Source organism: Kosakonia sp. PSU_27, from assembly GCF_039409795.1.
Classification (GTDB): Bacteria; Pseudomonadota; Gammaproteobacteria; order Enterobacterales; family Enterobacteriaceae; genus Kosakonia.
In genome coordinates this window covers 110,024-126,575 of sequence record NZ_JBCIVK010000001.1, presented here as the reverse complement: position 1 = coordinate 126,575, position 16,552 = coordinate 110,024, and the positions used below count along the sequence as shown (strand labels likewise).

The following is a 16,552-nucleotide window of genomic DNA, read 5'->3' as shown; positions in this document are numbered from 1 at the left end:
ATGGCATTACTCGACTTTTTTCTCTCCAGAAAAAAGAACACCGCTAGCATTGCGAAAGAGCGTCTGCAGATAATTGTTGCTGAACGCCGCCGCAGCGATGCTGAACCGCATTATTTACCGCAGTTGAAGCGGGACATTCTGGAAGTGATCTGCAAATATGTGCAAATCGATCCGGAAATGGTGTCGGTGCAACTGGAGCAAAAAGGGGATGATATTTCCATTCTGGAACTGAACGTCACCCTACCGGAAACCGAAGAGACAAAATAGATTTCCCAGATACCGGGATAAAAAAAGGCAGAATATTTTCTGCCTTTTTTATTTTATTTCCGCAGATAAGCTGTATTTATTTACAGTATTTAACGCGGGTATTCCGCAAGTAATATTTTCAGCTGATCGGCCATCAATTCCCCACGCCAGCCGCTAATTAATTCCGGCAACGAATTTTGCGGTTTCAATTTCCAGTGCCAGTTGAGTAATTGATTAATTTGCCGGCGTGATGCCAGCAGCTCAGCGCTAATCCCCTGACTCTCGCTGATGGTTTGCACCAGCGCTTTGATAGCTTTGAACGCTTTACGATAACCCGGCATATCCATCAGATTAAGCAGCGGCTCTGGCAGCGCCTCTTCCGGCAATGCCTGCGCCTGGGCAACCAGCGCCAGCAGCGTTTTGCCATGGAAGCGGATTTCGCTCCCGGAAAGACCAATACTGTCCAGTTCGCCCATACTGCCAGGCATATAACGCGCCACGGCCCACAGGTTCTCTTCACGCACCACAAAGTTGACGGCTAAATCGCGCTCACGCGCTTTGCGCAGCCGCCAGTCGGCAAGTAAGCGCAGACAGGCAAGCTGGCGCGTACGTAATTGCCATGCGTTGGTAATCTCGCGCCACGCCTCTTCCGGGGCTAACACTTCCTGGCGGCGTTGCATCATCAGGCGGCACTCATCCAGCGCGGCATCCAGTCTTCCCGCCTGATCGGTTTCCGCCAGCAATTTACCGGCGATAGGCAGCAGATACCACACATCGGCGGCGGCGTAATCGCACTGGCGTTCGGTCAGCGGACGCGCCAGCCAGTCAGTACGGGATTCGCTCTTATCAATCACCAGCCCGGTAAACTCTTCCACCATCGCTGCAAAGCCCCACGACAGCGGGCGGCCGCAGAACGCGGCGAGGATCTGCGTGTCAATCATCGGCTGTGGCTGTACACCAAACGCATTGAGGAACACTTCCAGATCTTCACTTCCCGCATGCAAATATTTGGTCACGGCGGTGTTGATGAGCAAATCGCGAAACGGCGTCCAGTCGGTGATGGTCAGCGGATCAATCAGCGCCACATGTTCACCGTCATACAGCTGGATCAACCCCAGTTGCGGATAATAGGTGCGGGTGCGGACAAACTCGGTGTCCAGGGCAATCGCTGGAAATGCGCGGGCGGCTTCACATACTGCTGCCAGCGCATCGTTCGTCGTTATCATCTGGTAATTCACGTCATTTTCTCTTTAGTTGCGCCCATAAAAAACGCCGGCTTAACCGGCGTTAGGGGACTCACGCATAGCTCAGGCTTTATTGTCCACTTTGCCACGCGCTTCGTCACGCAATTCTCGCCTTAAAATCTTACCGACATTCGATTTTGGCAGTTCATTGCGAAATTCAACCAGCTTCGGCACTTTATAGCCGGTCAGTTGACGGCGACAGAAAGCGATCAACGCCTCTTCGCTCAGCGAAGCGTCCTTTTTCACCACGAAAATCTTCACCGCTTCGCCGCTGTTTTCCGACGGTACGCCGACAGCCGCCACTTCCTGCACGCCGGCATGTTGCATCACCACATCCTCGATTTCATTCGGATAGACATTAAAACCGGAAACCAGAATCATATCTTTTTTGCGATCGACGATGCGCAGGAAGCCTTCGTCATCCATCACCGCAATATCGCCAGTGTGCAGCCAGCCGTCACGCAGGATCTCATCCGTGGCGTCCGGGCGCTGCCAGTATCCCAGCATGACCTGCGGCCCTTTCACGCACAACTCGCCCGGTTCGCCCGGTGAGACTTCATTGTTGTCGTCATCGACCAGTTTGGCTTCCGTTGAGGGAACCGGCAGGCCAATGCTGCCGCTGTGGTAGTCAATATCATGCGGGTTCACACTGACCAGCGGCGCACATTCGGTCAGACCGTAACCTTCCAGCAGATACTGCCCGGTTAATTTCACCCACCGATCGGCAACCGCCTGCTGAACAGGCATCCCGCCACCGGCGGACAGGTGCAGCGAGGAGAAGTCCAGCTTGCGGAAATCGTCGTTATTCAGCAAGGCATTGAACAGCGTGTTCACGCCGGTCATGGCCGTAAACGGATATTTGCCAAGCTCCTTCACCAGCCCCGGAATATCGCGCGGGTTGGTGATCAATAAGTTTTGCCCGCCGAGCTCAATAAACAGCAGGCAGTTCATAGTCAGGGCGAAAATGTGGTACAGCGGCAGCGCAGTGACCACCAGCTCTTTCCCGCGATGCAGCAACGGCCCGTAAGTCGCGTTCACCTGTTCAAGGTTTGCCAGCATATTGCGGTGCGTCAGCATTGCCCCTTTTGCCACGCCGGTTGTGCCGCCAGTGTATTGCAGGAAGGCGAGATCGTCGGCGACCACTTCCGGTTTGATGTACTGCATGCGGTAACCGGTCTGCAGCGCCCGACGGAAGGAGATGGCGTCCGGCAGATGATACTTGGGCACCAGCCGTTTCACATATTTCACCACGAAGTTCACCAGCGTCCCTTTTGCCGGGGAAAGCTGGTCGCCCATGCGCGTCAAAATGACATGCCGCACCTGAGTTTTATCAACGATCTTTTCCAGCGTATGGGCGAAATTCGACACAATAACAATCGCGGCAGCACCGCTGTCATTAAGCTGATGTTCCAGTTCACGCGGCGTATAAAGCGGGTTGACGTTCACCACGATCATCCCGGCGCGCAAGATACCAAACAGCGCGACCGGGTATTGCAACAGGTTCGGCATCATCAACGCGACGCGATCGCCTTTTTGCAGCCCCAGCCCCTGCTGTAAGTAAGCCGCAAACGCCCGGCTGCGCTCTTCAAGTTTACGGAACGTCATGACCTCGCCCATGTTGATAAACGCAGGCTGGTCGGCGTAACGCGCCGTGGAGTGTTCAAATAATTCAACCAGGGATTGATAACGGTCAGGATTGATCTCCGCCGGAACATCGGCGGGATACCGGTTTAGCCAAACCTTCTTCAATGCATCACCTCTAAAATGAGTATTCTTGGTCATCACAACCCCAGTTAATAAACAAGTCGTTAACATAATATTAACTCAGCGTACCAGTTTATTAATTAAGCGGATTGAAGGTTGCGAAGCGCGTCACTAATTATTTTTCTTATACAAAGCCCAATATAAAAAACAGCGGCTTAGCCGCTGTTTCGTTTTCCTGATAAAACAAGAAATTACTCTGTTACGACCGTCTCAACTCGTGCAGGTTCAGGGGGGAACCAGCCCCATCCACCGTACCCGCCGTGCCACGTACGCGGATGCGGCCCCGGCCCCCAGTACCACGGGTCGATTGGCTGCGGCGGTAACATCACCTGCTGGGTTAACCGCCAGCGTTTGTAACCATTTGCCTGCATCACCATAAATTTATACGGCGCGTTGCCAATTTTGCCGTCTGCCGTGCCGGTTATCGGGCCAACCACGGTGACCAGCTGATTGCGGAAATCGACCGGATCGAGAAAACCGTTCACATCAGCAAAAATTCGCCCAACGGATGGCTCGCCCAGCACCGGACGCGCGCCGCTGTCGAGCGGTACGGCAGCGATCTCAAGCCGGGTTTTCCCCTGCTGATTCTGAATATCCACCACTTTGCCACCGAAGCGGGCTTCCTGGCCGACATACAGCGACGGCGCACTCATCACGCGCACTAAATCATCCTGCGGCGTGGGACTGGTTCCTTTAATCGCGTCAGGCACAGAAACACAACCGCTTAACACCGCAATTGCCAGCCCTGCCAGCAATCCGCGCACACCCTTTTTTTGACCCGCCATGATGCGACTCCTTACCCCAGTGGATACTACTGAGATTCATTCCCGGCCAGGAAGTTTCTTCCATGCCACTTCGTTACGCAAATAAACCGGCTCGGCATGCTCGACGGCGACGGTTTTCTGCTCAGCCAACAGTTGACGAGCGATGGGCAGCATATCTTCCGCGGCGGGTAATAAGATCTCACCATCACGCAGGGTTGCCGTACTGTTGTTGCCCATCTCAGGCCATGCGGGCCAGCCAGTGCCGACCATCGCCCACTCGCCATCCAGCTGCTGCAAACGTTCAGTGACGGCTTGCGGTTTTAATACCGCTTCCGTCTCTTCGCCGTGCCAGACACCATTTTCATCGCGCTGATATTCAGCCCAATAGACTTCGCCCATACGTGCGTCAATCGCCGCCAGCACGCGGGTCGCGCCCGTTTTGCGCCACGCGCCCTGCGCCATCGTCGCCAGCGTTGAAACGCCAATCATCGGCAGGTCAGCGCCGAGCGCCAGCCCCTGCGCAATGCCAATGCCGATACGCACGCCGGTAAAACTTCCCGGACCACGACCAAACGCCAGTGCGTCCAGTTGCGTCAGGTTAAGTTCAGCGTCGCCAAGCACATCCCTGACCAGTGGCAGGATGCGTTGCGTGTGTTCGCGTGGGCAAAGTTCGAAGTGAGCGAAGGTGGTTCCATCGTTCCATAAGGCGACAGAACAAGCCTCTGTGGCAGTATCAATAGCCAGAATGCGCATGGGTATAGCGGTCCATGAAAAACAAAATGGCGCGCATCTTACCACAGTCCACAGAAAATTACTGCGCCGGGGGAGAGGCAAGGAATTCAACCGCGCGGCGAATATCACGGGTTCGCGGTGCAGGCGGCAGGCTGGCGAGAAACACCGCGCCATAGGGGCGCATCACCAGACGGTTATCGCAAATGACCAGCACGCCGCGATCGTCAATATCACGTATCAGGCGCCCGACACCTTGTTTCAGGGTAATCACCGCGTCCGGCAGCTGAACTTCATCAAACGGATCGCCTCCACGAAGACGGCAATCTTCCATCCGCGCTTTTAACAACGGATCTTCCGGAGACGTAAACGGCAGCTTATCAATAATGACCAGCGATAACGTGTCACCACGCACGTCCACCCCTTCCCAGAAACTGCTGGTTGCCACCAGTAACGCGTTACCGGCATTCACAAATTGCTGCAACAGTTGCCCTTTGCTGGTTTCTCCCTGCAGCAAGACCGGCAGGCTCATGGTGGCGCGAAATTGCTCGGCGAGGTCACGCATCATGGCGTGCGAGGTGCACAGCATAAAGCAGCGGCCATTGTTGGCTTCGATCATCGGTCTGAGCATCGCCACCAGCTGGCGCGCAGCGCCTGGTTGATTGGTCTGCGGAAGATTGCGCGGTACGCACAGCAATGCCTGGCGCTCATAATCAAAGGGGCTTGGCAGCAACAGCGATTGCGCCCCTTCAATGCCAAGTCGCGCGGTAAAGTGGTGCAGATCGTCATTCACGGAAAGCGTTGCAGAGGTGAAAATCCAGCTACCCTTTTTCTGCGCCATTACCTCGGTAAACTTATCCGCTACGGTCAGCGGCGTTAACGCCAGCGTGAAGTTACGTGAAGTACATTCATACCAGTAGCTGTAACCTGGCTGGTTGATCTCTTTGAGCCGTTTCAGCCTGGCACGATATGTCGTCGCGCGTTCGAACGCGGCATCCAGCAGTGCGGAGCGGCCCAGCGACAGCTTCGCCACGTCGTAACAGAGTTCCAGCGCATCATCGAGCAGCAACAGCGCACGTTGAATATGCGCATCTGCCAGTAGCTCGCGCAGGTTACCGCGATAACCCGGCTCACCTAACTGCAAGCGAAAATCCTGCGTGCTCTGCGCCAGACGATCGGCGCACTTCTGTAACTGCGCGGTATCTTTCAGTTCGGTGCGGTAGGCAATGGTGAAATCTTTAGCGAGATCAAGAAGCTGGCGGCTGGAGAGTGACTGACCAAAATACTGGCTGGCGATATCAGGAAGCTGGTGCGCTTCGTCAAAGATCATCACTTCGGCTTCCGGGATCAGCTCCCCGAAGCCGCTCTCTTTCACCACCATATCGGCAAGAAACAGGTGATGGTTGACCACCACCACGTCGGCATCCATCGCTTTTTTACGTGCTTTGACCACGAAACAGTCTTTATACATCGGGCAGTCGCTACCCAGACAGTTATCGTTGGTACTGGTCACCAGCGGCCACGCCTGCGAATCCTCCGCCACACTGACACAGGTACTGATGTCACCATCGGTGGTTTGATTCGACCAGGAGCGCAGCAAAATCACATCGCTTAACGTTTGTACCGGCAGATCGCCACCGGCCAGCGCTTGCTGCTCCAGACGTTCAATACAGAGGTAGTTGGAGCGCCCTTTCAGCAGCGCGGTACGCCCGGTGAACTCAAGCGCCTTGGCGACGGTAGGTAAATCGCGACTGTAAAGCTGATCCTGCAAGGCTTTCGAACCGGTGGAGATGATCACTTTTTTCCCGGCGCGCAGCGCAGGCGCGAGGTAGGCGTAGGTTTTACCGGTACCGGTTCCCGCTTCCACCACCAGCGGCTGCGTATTCTCAATCGCCTGTGTGACGGCTTGCGCCATCTGGCGCTGCGGTTCACGCGGTTTGAATCCCGCAATGGCTTTGGCTAACTGGCCGTCTGTTGCAAAATCGTCCGTCACACTACCCCCTGGTTAAATCGCCAGTGATTATGTCAGGGTGAGCGGATTTACGCCAGCCAGGTTTTTATGGCACTCTTGCCCGCGAATTCATGGCCAATAAGAAGGAAAAGACAATGACAATTGTGCGTATTGATGCGGCAGACCGCTGGTCTGATGTGGTTATCCACAATCAGACGCTTTACTACACTGGCGTGCCGGAAAACCTCGATGCCGATGCGTTTGAACAGACGGCCAACACGCTGGCGCAAATTGATGCGGTTCTGCTCAAGCAAGGCAGCGATAAAACGCGCATTCTTGATGCCACCATTTTTCTGGCCGATGGCGACGACTTCGCCGCCATGAATAGAGCGTGGGATGCCTGGGTTGTTGCGGGCCATGCACCGGTGCGTTGCACCGTGCAGGCAAAACTGATGAACCCGCGTTATAAAGTGGAAATCAAAATCATCGCCGCGGTGTAATTACTCGTCATCGTCATCTTCAAAGCGCGCCACGATCCGTTCGCCGGTATGACTGGCGCGTAACTCTTCAGCAACCTGTGCAATCGCCTGCCCACTGCTCATGCCGCCCGACATTAATTCCTGGATACGCTCTACCGCTTTTTGCTGCTGCTCGTGGCTGAGGGAAGGTAAACCTGCAAACATTGTCAACTCCTGCTAAATTGTTGGCGCTAATTATTCCATGCGTCGGCGCGCTTCACCAGCGCAGACGCACATGAGTCAGGATCAATGAAGACGTTATCCCCCGCCGTTATTTCGCTGCCGTGGCGCCAGGACGCCTCCGAACACTACTTTGCGCCACTCAGCCACCAGCCCTGGGCCATGCTGTTGCATTCTGGCCATGCTGAACATCCGCATAATCGTTTTGATATTGTGGTTGCCGATCCGCTGGAGACACTGACGACACACGGCGAGGCCACTACCCTTAATGGTAGCGAGATATCGCAGGAAGATCCGCTACACCTGCTGCAACAACGTCTGGATGCTTACCCGTTTCGATGCGAACCTCATGCCGATCTGCCGTTTCAGGGTGGTGCGCTGGGGCTGTTTGGCTATGATTTAGGCCGTCGTTTCGAAAAGCTGCCCGCGATTGCCGAACAGGACATTCGCATCGCGGATATGGCGGTCGGAATTTATGACTGGGCGCTGATTGTCGATCATCAATTGCAGCGTGTGACATTGCTCAGCCATAGCGATGTTAACGCCAGGCTGGCATGGTTACAGGCGCAAAGTGAACCGCAGCGCCAACCGTTTCGGCTGACTTCCGCCTGGCAGGCCAATATGACGCGTAGCGAATATGGCGAAAAATTCCGCCAGGTTCAGGCATGGTTACACAGCGGCGACTGCTACCAGGTCAATCTGGCGCAACGTTTTACTGCCGACTATTGCGGGGATGAGTGGCTGGCGTTTAGCCAACTCAATCGCGAAAACCGCGCGCCGTTCAGCGCTTTTTTACGCCTTGAACACGGCGCGATCCTGAGCCTGTCGCCGGAGCGTTTTATTCGCCTCGAACGCGACAATATCGAAACACGGCCGATTAAAGGCACGTTGCCAAGGCTTGCCGACCCGCAGGCCGATGCGCAGCAGGCACAGAAACTCGCCGCCTCACCCAAAGATCAGGCCGAAAACCTGATGATTGTTGATTTGATGCGCAACGATATCGGTCGCGTGGCGACACCGGGGTCGGTGCGCGTGCCGGAACTATTCGTGGTCGAACCTTTTCCTGCCGTGCACCATCTGGTCAGCACTGTAACGGCGAAATTGCCCGCCGGACGCCATGCCAGCGACCTGCTGCGCGCGGCGTTTCCGGGCGGCTCGATCACTGGCGCACCGAAAGTGCGGGCGATGGAAATTATCGATGAGCTTGAACCGCAGCGGCGTAACGCCTGGTGCGGTTCGATTGGTTATCTCAGTTTCTGCGGGAACATGGATACCAGCATCACCATTCGCACACTCAGCGCCTGTGCGGGGAAAATTTACTGTTCCGCAGGCGGCGGCATTGTGGCCGACAGCCAGGAAGAGGCGGAGTATCAGGAAACTTTTGATAAAGTTAACCGTATCCTGCGGCAACTGGAGAGATGATTCGTGGAGCAACCGGCTTTAACTCTGGATGATTTTTTATCGCGCTTTCAGCTTTTACGCCCGCAACTCAACCCGGCGGTGGCAAATACACGTCAGGCGGCGGTACTGGTGCCGGTCGTGCGCCGTGAGCAGCCCGGCTTATTACTGACGCAACGCTCGCCTCTGCTTCGCAAGCATGCCGGTCAGGTAGCGTTCCCCGGTGGTGCGGTTGACAGCACGGATGCGTCGCTAATCGCTGCGGCACTGCGCGAAGCGCAGGAAGAGGTCGCCATTCCGCCTGAGGCCGTCGAGGTGATTGGCGTTTTGCCGCCGGTTGATAGCGTGACCGGTTTTCAGGTTACGCCGGTGGTCGGCATTATCCCGCCGGATTTGCCCTATCACGCCAGTGAAGATGAAGTGGCGGCGGTGTTTGAAATGCCGCTCGCCGAAGCACTGCGTCTTGGCCGCTATCATCCGCTGGATATCCACCGCCACGGCAATGCGCATCGGGTGTGGTTATCCTGGTATCAGCATTATTTTGTCTGGGGCATGACGGCAGGAATTATTCGCTCGCTGGCGCTGCAGATAGGGCGCAGACCTTGACTATACTTTACATATAGCACTTTTGTGACAGCGTACGCGCTATTAGTAAAATCAGGGTTAGCCATTAGTTTAATTCATGTGAATAGTTAAGCTGATGATGGCCTTCCCTCTTACACTATGCGCAGTTATTACATCGTTACTGGAAACGCCGGTAACCCTGTCAGGAGCGTTAATGTGATTAGTCTATTCGACATGTTTAAGGTGGGGATTGGTCCCTCATCTTCCCACACTGTAGGCCCGATGAAGGCCGGTAAGCAGTTCGTCGATGATCTGGTCGAAAAAGGATTGCTGGATGACGTCACCCGCGTGGTAGTGGATGTGTACGGCTCGCTCTCCCTTACCGGGAAAGGCCACCATACCGATATCGCGATCATTATGGGACTGGCGGGTAACGAACCGGCCACAGTCGATATCGATGCAATCCCGGGTTTTATCCGTGATGTGGAAAATCGCGGGCGACTGTTGCTGGCGCAGGGGCGTCATGAAGTCGATTTCCCGAAAGATGACGGGATGCGTTTTCACAGCGATAACCTGTCGCTGCATGAGAACGGCATGCGTATCACCGCGCTGAATGGCGAAAGCGTCATTTACAGCAAAACCTATTATTCCATCGGCGGGGGGTTTATCGTCGATGAAGAACATTTTGGTAAAGAGACCACCAGCTCGGTCGATGTCCCTTATCCGTTCAATTCCGCTACCCAGATGCTGGAGTATTGCAAAGAAACCGGCCTGTCGCTTTCTGGCATGGTGATGCAAAACGAACTGGCATTGCACTCGAAAAAAGAGATTGAAGAGTACTTCGGTAATGTCTGGTCCACCATGCGCGCCTGTATCGATCGCGGCATGAATACGGAAGGCGTATTACCGGGGCCGCTGCGCGTTCCGCGCCGCGCTTCCGCACTGCGCCGCATGTTGGTTGCCAGCGATAAGCTCTCCAGCGATCCAATGAACGTTATCGACTGGGTGAACATGTTTGCGCTGGCGGTTAACGAAGAAAACGCCGCCGGTGGACGCGTGGTAACCGCACCAACTAACGGTGCCTGCGGTATCGTTCCGGCGGTGCTGGCCTATTACGACCACTTTATTGAATCCGTCAGCCCGGATATTTATATCCGCTATTTTCTCGCCGCTGGCGCTATCGGCGCATTGTATAAAATGAACGCTTCCATTTCCGGTGCCGAAGTTGGCTGCCAGGGCGAGGTGGGCGTTGCCTGTTCGATGGCTGCGGCGGGTCTGGCAGAACTGCTGGGTGCCAGCCCGGAACAGGTCTGCGTGGCGGCGGAAATTGGCATGGAACACAACCTTGGCCTGACCTGCGATCCGGTGGCCGGGCAAGTCCAGGTGCCGTGCATTGAGCGTAACGCTATTGCTTCAGTGAAAGCGATTAACGCCTCACGCATGGCAATGCGGCGAACCAGCGCGCCGCGCGTTTCTCTCGATAAAGTGATCGAAACGATGTATGAGACCGGTAAAGATATGAACGCCAAATACCGTGAAACATCGCGTGGCGGGCTGGCCATCAAAGTACAGTGTGATTAATTCTTGCTTATCAACGCCGTTCAGCCGAACGGCGTTTTTTCATATTTACTGCAGTTGAGTGAGCTTTCACCGATTTATCGTCGCTCCGGTAATTCCCCACTACACTTTGAGTGTTCTGGCATGGAAATCAGGCCAGGGATTTTACAGGCGGCAGCGGCATGCAGACGGCTCAACGGATCATTAAAAGTTACCGACGACGGCGCGCCATTGTTTGCGTGCTGGTTGGCGCTGTCGCACTATTTTTAACCCTCACGTTTCGCTTTATTTCGGAGCGTAATTTAAATCATCAGCGTATTTATGCCTTTACCAACCACGCGGTTAAAACCCTTGAGCGATTGATGCTGCCGCTGGAGGCGGGTCGCAGTGTGCTGGTGCCGCTGGTTGGCATTCCCTGTAGCGATATTCACCTGCAGCTTCGCAAGCTGGCAGCAAGCCTGCAAACCGTGCGCTCTATCGGCCTGATTCAGAACGGAACGCTCTACTGTTCGAGTATCTTTGGCCAGCGCGATGTTGCCATTCACCAGCTTCAGCCCTCGCTGCCTTCACGTTCGCAAAAGCTGGTGCTCACCACCGATCAGTCACTGCTAAAAGATCGCCCTATCTTGATCATGTGGTATCCCACCAGTGAGGACGGACAAAGTGGCGTGATGGAGGCGGTAAATATTGAGCTGCTGAGTAATTTAATGCTGGAGCCGCAAGCGCCATTGATTACCAGCGTCAGCCTCAGCGTCGGCGGCAAACATCTGGTTGAGGGCAAAGGTGTGCTGGATAACTTGCCGCCGCTGGAAAACGAAAAGCGCTACCAGCGTACATCTGCCCATTTTCCTTTTACCATTAGCGTAACCGGGCCGGGTTCTACGCGACTAGCGCTGTGGCATTTGCCTTCGCAGTTGCCGCTGGCGCTGATGATGAGTTTATTGACCGGTTTTATTGCCTGGTTTGCCACCGCCAGCCGGATGAGCTTTTCCCGCGAGATAAACCTCGGGCTTGCCGGGCATGAGTTTGAGCTGTTTTGCCAGCCATTACTCAATGCACACAATATGCAGTGTGCGGGCGTCGAAATTTTGTTGCGCTGGCACAATCCGCGTCAGGGCTGGATCCCGCCGGAGATATTTATCCCGATTGCCGAAGAGCAGCATCTGATTGCCCCACTGACACGTTATGTGCTGGCTGAAACCCAGCGTCAACTGGCGCTCTTTCCTGATGATCCTCACTTTCATATCGGCATCAACGCCGCACCAAGCCATTTGCGCCACGGTGAATTGTTAAAAGATCTCGTCCAGCTCTGGTTTAACAAAAATCCTGCCCAGCAGTTAACCATTGAACTCACGGAGCGCGATGCGTTGCTGGATGTCGAATCACGCATGCTGCGCGAGCTTCATCGCCATGGCGCGAAGATTGCCATTGATGATTTCGGTACGGGTAATAGTTCGCTTTCGTGGCTGGAGAAATTACACCCGGACATCCTGAAAATTGATAAGTCTTATACCGCGGCTATTGGTACGGATGCGGTGAACTCGACGGTGACCGATATGATTATCGCGCTCGGCCAACGGCTGAATATTGAGCTGGTCGCGGAAGGAGTGGAGACAACGCAACAAGCGCTGTATTTACGTCAACAGGGTGTACATATGTTGCAGGGTTTTCTTTTTGCAGCACCGATGCCGGTGAAGGATTTTCCGGCCTGGCTGGCGGGGAATATCTCCCCGCCGCCGGAACGGCATAACGGCCATGTCGCGCCGTTAATGCCGGGGTAAAGATTACTCTTCTTCGTCGTGAGCAGGTTGCTCTTTAACAATACGGACCAGATCAACACGGTAATCGTTGGCTTCCAGCACGGTGATATGCAACGGTGCCATTTCGAAGGTTTCGCCCACTGGCGGGATTTGCCCTCGCGCGGCAATCACCAGACCCGCCACGGTGGCAATGTCTTCGTCTTCATCGATGAAGTTGTCCAGACCCAGCGTGTGTTGCAGCGCATGCAAGTCTGTGGTGCCTTTCACCAGCCAGCCGTCACCATCGGCAACGATTTCTGGCGTTTCATCTGCGTCCGGGAATTCACCGGCGATAGCTTCCAGCACGTCCAGCGGCGTTACCAGGCCTTGCACGACACCAAACTCATTGGTGACGATAACAAAACTCCCGCGCGCCCGGCGCAATACGGCCAGCAGCTTAATCGGATCCAGCGTCTCCGGCACCACAATCGCCGGTGTTGCCGAAGCGATCGCCGCAACATCCACGCCCTCTTCCAGCGCCACCAGTATCTCTTTCGCGCGCACAATGCCAATGACTTCATCCAGCTCACCACGGCAAACCGGGAACAAGCTGTGCGGCGAGGACAGCAGTTGCTGGCGGATCTGTTCAACACCGAGGTTGGCATCCACCCAACTGATATCACCGCGCGGCGTCATAATGCTGCGAAGCGAGCGTGAAGCCAGCGTTAATACGCCGTTAATCATATAACGCTCTTCTTCCGCAAACGCCCCTTCCGGCACCGGTACAGAAGCCTGGCTATCAGCTTCAATTTGCGGGTTCGACTGACGGCGACCGCCCATTAAACGCAGGATGGCATCAGCCGTACGGGCGCGCAGCGGCAGATGCGACTGATGGCGAATAAAGTTGCGGCGCGCAATCTGGTTAAAGAACTCAATGATGATAGAGAAACCAATCGCCGCGTACAGGTAACCTTTCGGAATATGGAAGCCAAAACCTTCAGCCACCAGGCTCAAACCAATCATCAGCAGGAAGCTCAGACAGAGCACGACCACCGTGGGATGTTGGTTGACAAAACGCGTCAGCGGTTTTGACGCAAGCAACATCATTGCCATCGCAATAACGACAGCCGCCATCATTACCGGCAGGTGATTGACCATGCCTACTGCGGTGATGACCGCATCGAGTGAGAAGACGGCGTCAAGAATAACGATCTGCACGACCACTACCCAGAAACTGGCGTAGCCTTTGCCATGCCCGCTGTCATGCTCACGGTTTTCCAGCCGTTCGTGCAGCTCCGTCGTCGCCTTGAATAACAGGAACACACCGCCGAATAACATAATCAGATCGCGCCCGGAGAAGGTGAAATCCCAGACGGAAAAAAGCGGTTGTGTCAGCGTGACCATCCACGAGATCAGCGATAACAGCCCCAGTCGCATCACCAACGCGAGCGACAGACCAATGAGACGCGCTTTATCACGCTGTTTCGGCGGCAGTTTGTCGGCAAGGATGGCAATAAACACCAGGTTGTCGATACCGAGAACAATTTCCAGAACAACCAGCGTCAATAATCCCGCCCAAATCGAGGGATCCATTAAGAATTCCATGACAGGCTCCTGAGAAGAGATGCGTTATTCAGTGTGCACAAACGCACAAATGTGACATTGAACGTCGTTGGGAAATGGCGGAAAACGCCGGGCTGCGTGGCACGAGAAGGCCAAAAAGTGAACTGACGTCGGTGACGATCCATACGGTGGGCTGCTGCCCTATACTCCTGACTCATTAAACGGAGGATAAACATATCAGAGAGACTTTGGCATTTGCAAAGATTTACCGGAATTTGCAATTTGTGTGGATATTTTGCGCTTCGAAATTTCACGAAGAGGAAACCTAAATTACGGATCTTCATCACATAAATTATTTTTTCGCTATCTAAAATAATTCCCGAAAGTCATAGGTGTTCTCTTTAACCCTTATCTGAATCGATTCGGTTTACCGTTACCGGGACAGATTCACAATACATCAATTAATGGTGTGTTAACGACAAGAAGAAGGAGGTAGCAAGTGACCATTGCTATTGTTATAGGCACACATGGTTGGGCTGCGGAACAGTTGCTCAAAACCGCCGAGATGCTGCTGGGCGAGCAGGAGAACGTCGGTTGGATTGATTTTGTTCCCGGTGAAAATGCGGAAACGTTGATCGAAAAGTACAACGCACAGCTGGCGAAGCTGGATACCGGCAAAGGTGTGCTGTTTCTCGTTGATACATGGGGCGGCAGTCCGTTTAACGCTGCCAGCCGTATTGTCGTCGATAAAGAGCATTATGAAGTTATTGCTGGCGTCAATATTCCGATGCTGGTGGAAACACTGATGGCCCGGGATGACAACCCGACCTTTGACGAACTGGTGGCGCTGGCGGTGGAGACCGGACGTGAAGGCGTGAAAGCGCTGAAAGCACAACCGGTGGCAAAACCCACACCGGCTCCTGTGGCACCGAAAGCGGCAGCACCGGCCAAACCCATGGGGCCTAATGATTATATGGTTATCGGCCTTGCCCGTATCGATGACCGTCTGATCCATGGCCAGGTTGCTACCCGCTGGACAAAAGAGACTAACGTTACGCGTATTATCGTCGTGAGCGACGAAGTGGCAGCAGATAATGTCCGTAAAACCCTGCTGACTCAGGTTGCGCCTCCAGGTGTGACGGCGCATGTCGTTGATGTCGCCAAAATGGTGCGTGTGTACAACAACCCTAAATACGCGGGCGAGCGCGTGATGCTGTTGTTCACCAATCCGACTGACGTGCTGCGCGTCGTTGAAGAAGGGGTAAAAATCACCTCCGTCAACATTGGCGGTATGGCTTATCGTCAGGGTAAAACCCAGGTGAATAACGCAGTTTCGGTGGACGAGAAAGATATTGCCGCCTTCAGGAAATTGAACGAACGCAATATTGAGCTGGAAGTCCGCAAAGTTTCAAACGATCCGAAACTGAAAATGATGGATTTAATCAGCAAAGTGGCGAAATAACCGCGGCGGCCTGATTGACTCAGTTTTCACACTTACGTCTGATTTAGCTATAGGAGAAGTACAATGGAGATTACCACTCTTCAGATTGTGCTGGTGTTCGTCGTCGCGTGTATTGCCGGTATGGAGTCGATACTCGATGAATTCCAGTTCCACCGTCCGTTGGTGGCATGTACGCTGGTGGGCATCGTTCTGGGTGATATGAAAACCGGTATTATTATCGGCGGTACGCTGGAAATGATTGCTCTGGGCTGGATGAACATCGGTGCGGCGGTCGCTCCCGATGCGGCGCTGGCGTCGATTATCTCGACCATTCTGGTCATTGGCGGTCATCAGAGCATCGGTGCTGGTATCGCGCTGGCCATTCCGCTGGCGGCGGCAGGCCAGGTTCTGACCATTATTGTTCGTACCATTACCGTCGGCTTCCAGCATGCCGCGGATAAGGCAGCCGAAACCGGCAACCTGACGGCACTTTCCTGGATCCACGTCTCTTCCCTGTTCCTGCAAGCTATGCGTATCGCTATCCCGGCGGTCATTGTCGCTATCTCTGTCGGTACCAGTGAAGTTCAGAGCATGCTGAACGCCATTCCTGAAGTCGTGACCAGCGGTCTGAATATCGCCGGTGGTATGATCGTGGTGGTAGGTTATGCGATGGTCATCAATATGATGCGCGCAGGCTACCTGATGCCGTTCTTCTATCTCGGCTTCGTGACGGCGGCCTTCACCAATTTCAACCTCGTCTCGCTGGGTGTTATTGGTGCAGTCATGGCGATCCTCTACATTCAGCTCAGCCCGAAATATAACCGTTCAGCAGGCGGCGCTGCTCCGGCTGCGGGTTCCAACGATCTTGATAACGAACTGGATTAACAGGTGAAC

General features: G+C 54.5%; 15 protein-coding genes. 8 read left to right on the top strand and 7 right to left on the bottom strand.

Going from position 1 to position 16,552, the window contains the following annotated elements; genetic code table 11:
* Positions 1 to 267, top strand: a complete 267-nt coding sequence (minE, locus tag AAIG26_RS00640; protein WP_017456990.1) for a cell division topological specificity factor MinE — start codon at positions 1 to 3, stop codon at positions 265 to 267.
* 89 nt (positions 268 to 356) lie between these two features.
* Here the strand turns inward: minE and rnd are convergent, their stop codons facing one another.
* The 5 genes from rnd to AAIG26_RS00615 all read right to left on the bottom strand — a co-directional run bounded on the left by rnd (position 357) and on the right by AAIG26_RS00615 (position 6,740).
* On the bottom strand, positions 357 to 1,484 hold the full coding sequence (gene rnd, locus AAIG26_RS00635; RefSeq protein ID WP_114413865.1) for a ribonuclease D: 1,128 nt from the start codon (positions 1,482 to 1,484) through the stop codon (positions 357 to 359).
* 69 nt (positions 1,485 to 1,553) lie between these two features.
* On the bottom strand, positions 1,554 to 3,239 hold the full coding sequence (gene fadD, locus AAIG26_RS00630) for a long-chain-fatty-acid--CoA ligase FadD (protein ID WP_020454073.1): 1,686 nt from the start codon (positions 3,237 to 3,239) through the stop codon (positions 1,554 to 1,556).
* A 206-nt stretch (positions 3,240 to 3,445) separates the two neighbouring features.
* A complete protein-coding gene (locus AAIG26_RS00625) occupies positions 3,446 to 4,039 on the bottom strand; it encodes a Slp/YeaY family lipoprotein (RefSeq protein ID WP_343179367.1) in 594 nt (197 codons plus the stop codon).
* 36 nt (positions 4,040 to 4,075) lie between these two features.
* Positions 4,076 to 4,771: a tRNA (adenosine(37)-N6)-threonylcarbamoyltransferase complex dimerization subunit type 1 TsaB gene (gene tsaB / locus AAIG26_RS00620; protein WP_343179366.1), complete on the bottom strand. Its 696-nt coding sequence runs from the start codon at positions 4,769 to 4,771 to the stop codon at positions 4,076 to 4,078.
* Positions 4,772 to 4,829: 58 nt separating this feature from the next.
* Complete coding sequence (locus AAIG26_RS00615) at positions 4,830 to 6,740, bottom strand: ATP-dependent DNA helicase (RefSeq protein WP_343179364.1); 1,911 nt, start codon at positions 6,738 to 6,740, stop codon at positions 4,830 to 4,832.
* Between the two features lie 113 nt (positions 6,741 to 6,853).
* On the opposite strand from AAIG26_RS00615, the gene AAIG26_RS00610 reads away from it, so the two are divergent.
* Positions 6,854 to 7,198 (top strand): Rid family hydrolase, encoded by a 345-nt coding sequence (locus AAIG26_RS00610; RefSeq protein ID WP_020454077.1) that lies wholly within the window; start codon positions 6,854 to 6,856, stop codon positions 7,196 to 7,198.
* Here AAIG26_RS00610 and AAIG26_RS00605 read toward each other — a convergent pair whose 3' ends face one another.
* Positions 7,199 to 7,381: a YoaH family protein gene (locus tag AAIG26_RS00605; RefSeq protein WP_017456983.1), complete on the bottom strand. Its 183-nt coding sequence runs from the start codon at positions 7,379 to 7,381 to the stop codon at positions 7,199 to 7,201. It abuts the gene before it with no gap.
* An 84-nt stretch (positions 7,382 to 7,465) separates the two neighbouring features.
* Here AAIG26_RS00605 and pabB point away from each other — a divergent pair, with 84 nt between their 5' ends.
* From pabB to AAIG26_RS00585, 4 genes are all read left to right on the top strand, one after another.
* Positions 7,466 to 8,818 carry an aminodeoxychorismate synthase component 1 gene (gene pabB, locus AAIG26_RS00600; RefSeq protein ID WP_343179363.1) on the top strand — a complete coding sequence of 451 codons (1,353 nt, stop codon included), beginning with the start codon at positions 7,466 to 7,468 and terminating at the stop codon, positions 8,816 to 8,818.
* A gap of 3 nt (positions 8,819 to 8,821) precedes the next feature.
* Positions 8,822 to 9,400: a CoA pyrophosphatase gene (locus AAIG26_RS00595; RefSeq protein WP_020454079.1), complete on the top strand. Its 579-nt coding sequence runs from the start codon at positions 8,822 to 8,824 to the stop codon at positions 9,398 to 9,400.
* Between the two features lie 174 nt (positions 9,401 to 9,574).
* Positions 9,575 to 10,939, top strand: a complete 1,365-nt coding sequence (sdaA, locus tag AAIG26_RS00590; RefSeq protein WP_044489386.1) for an L-serine ammonia-lyase — start codon at positions 9,575 to 9,577, stop codon at positions 10,937 to 10,939.
* Positions 10,940 to 11,097: 158 nt separating this feature from the next.
* Positions 11,098 to 12,696, top strand: a complete 1,599-nt coding sequence (locus AAIG26_RS00585) for an EAL domain-containing protein (protein WP_045509876.1) — start codon at positions 11,098 to 11,100, stop codon at positions 12,694 to 12,696.
* Between the two features lie 3 nt (positions 12,697 to 12,699).
* Here the strand turns inward: AAIG26_RS00585 and yoaE are convergent, their stop codons facing one another.
* Positions 12,700 to 14,259, bottom strand: coding sequence for a CNNM family cation transport protein YoaE (yoaE, locus tag AAIG26_RS00580; protein ID WP_097405783.1), 1,560 nt, complete (start codon positions 14,257 to 14,259; stop codon positions 12,700 to 12,702).
* Positions 14,260 to 14,716: 457 nt separating this feature from the next.
* Here yoaE and manX point away from each other — a divergent pair, with 457 nt between their 5' ends.
* Together manX and AAIG26_RS00570 are read left to right on the top strand one after the other, a co-directional pair.
* The gene (gene manX, locus AAIG26_RS00575; protein ID WP_020454083.1) at positions 14,717 to 15,679 is read left to right on the top strand and encodes a PTS mannose transporter subunit IIAB; all 963 of its coding nucleotides are present in this window, start codon (positions 14,717 to 14,719) and stop codon (positions 15,677 to 15,679) included.
* Between the two features lie 63 nt (positions 15,680 to 15,742).
* Positions 15,743 to 16,543: a PTS mannose/fructose/sorbose transporter subunit IIC gene (locus tag AAIG26_RS00570; RefSeq protein WP_017456976.1), complete on the top strand. Its 801-nt coding sequence runs from the start codon at positions 15,743 to 15,745 to the stop codon at positions 16,541 to 16,543.
* Positions 16,544 to 16,552: the final 9 nt, after the last annotated feature.

Coding starts and splice junctions, on each gene's coding strand:
- tsaB (WP_343179366.1), bottom strand. CDS start 4,771: ATGCGCATTCTGGCTATTGATACTGCCACAGAGGCTTGTTCTGTCGCC.
- AAIG26_RS00585 (WP_045509876.1), top strand. CDS start 11,098: ATGCAGACGGCTCAACGGATCATTAAAAGTTACCGACGACGGCGCGCC.
- yoaE (WP_097405783.1), bottom strand. CDS start 14,259: ATGGAATTCTTAATGGATCCCTCGATTTGGGCGGGATTATTGACGCTG.
- minE (WP_017456990.1), top strand. CDS start 1: ATGGCATTACTCGACTTTTTTCTCTCCAGAAAAAAGAACACCGCTAGC.
- AAIG26_RS00625 (WP_343179367.1), bottom strand. CDS start 4,039: ATGGCGGGTCAAAAAAAGGGTGTGCGCGGATTGCTGGCAGGGCTGGCA.
- AAIG26_RS00605 (WP_017456983.1), bottom strand. CDS start 7,381: ATGTTTGCAGGTTTACCTTCCCTCAGCCACGAGCAGCAGCAAAAAGCG.
- AAIG26_RS00570 (WP_017456976.1), top strand. CDS start 15,743: ATGGAGATTACCACTCTTCAGATTGTGCTGGTGTTCGTCGTCGCGTGT.
- AAIG26_RS00610 (WP_020454077.1), top strand. CDS start 6,854: ATGACAATTGTGCGTATTGATGCGGCAGACCGCTGGTCTGATGTGGTT.
- pabB (WP_343179363.1), top strand. CDS start 7,466: ATGAAGACGTTATCCCCCGCCGTTATTTCGCTGCCGTGGCGCCAGGAC.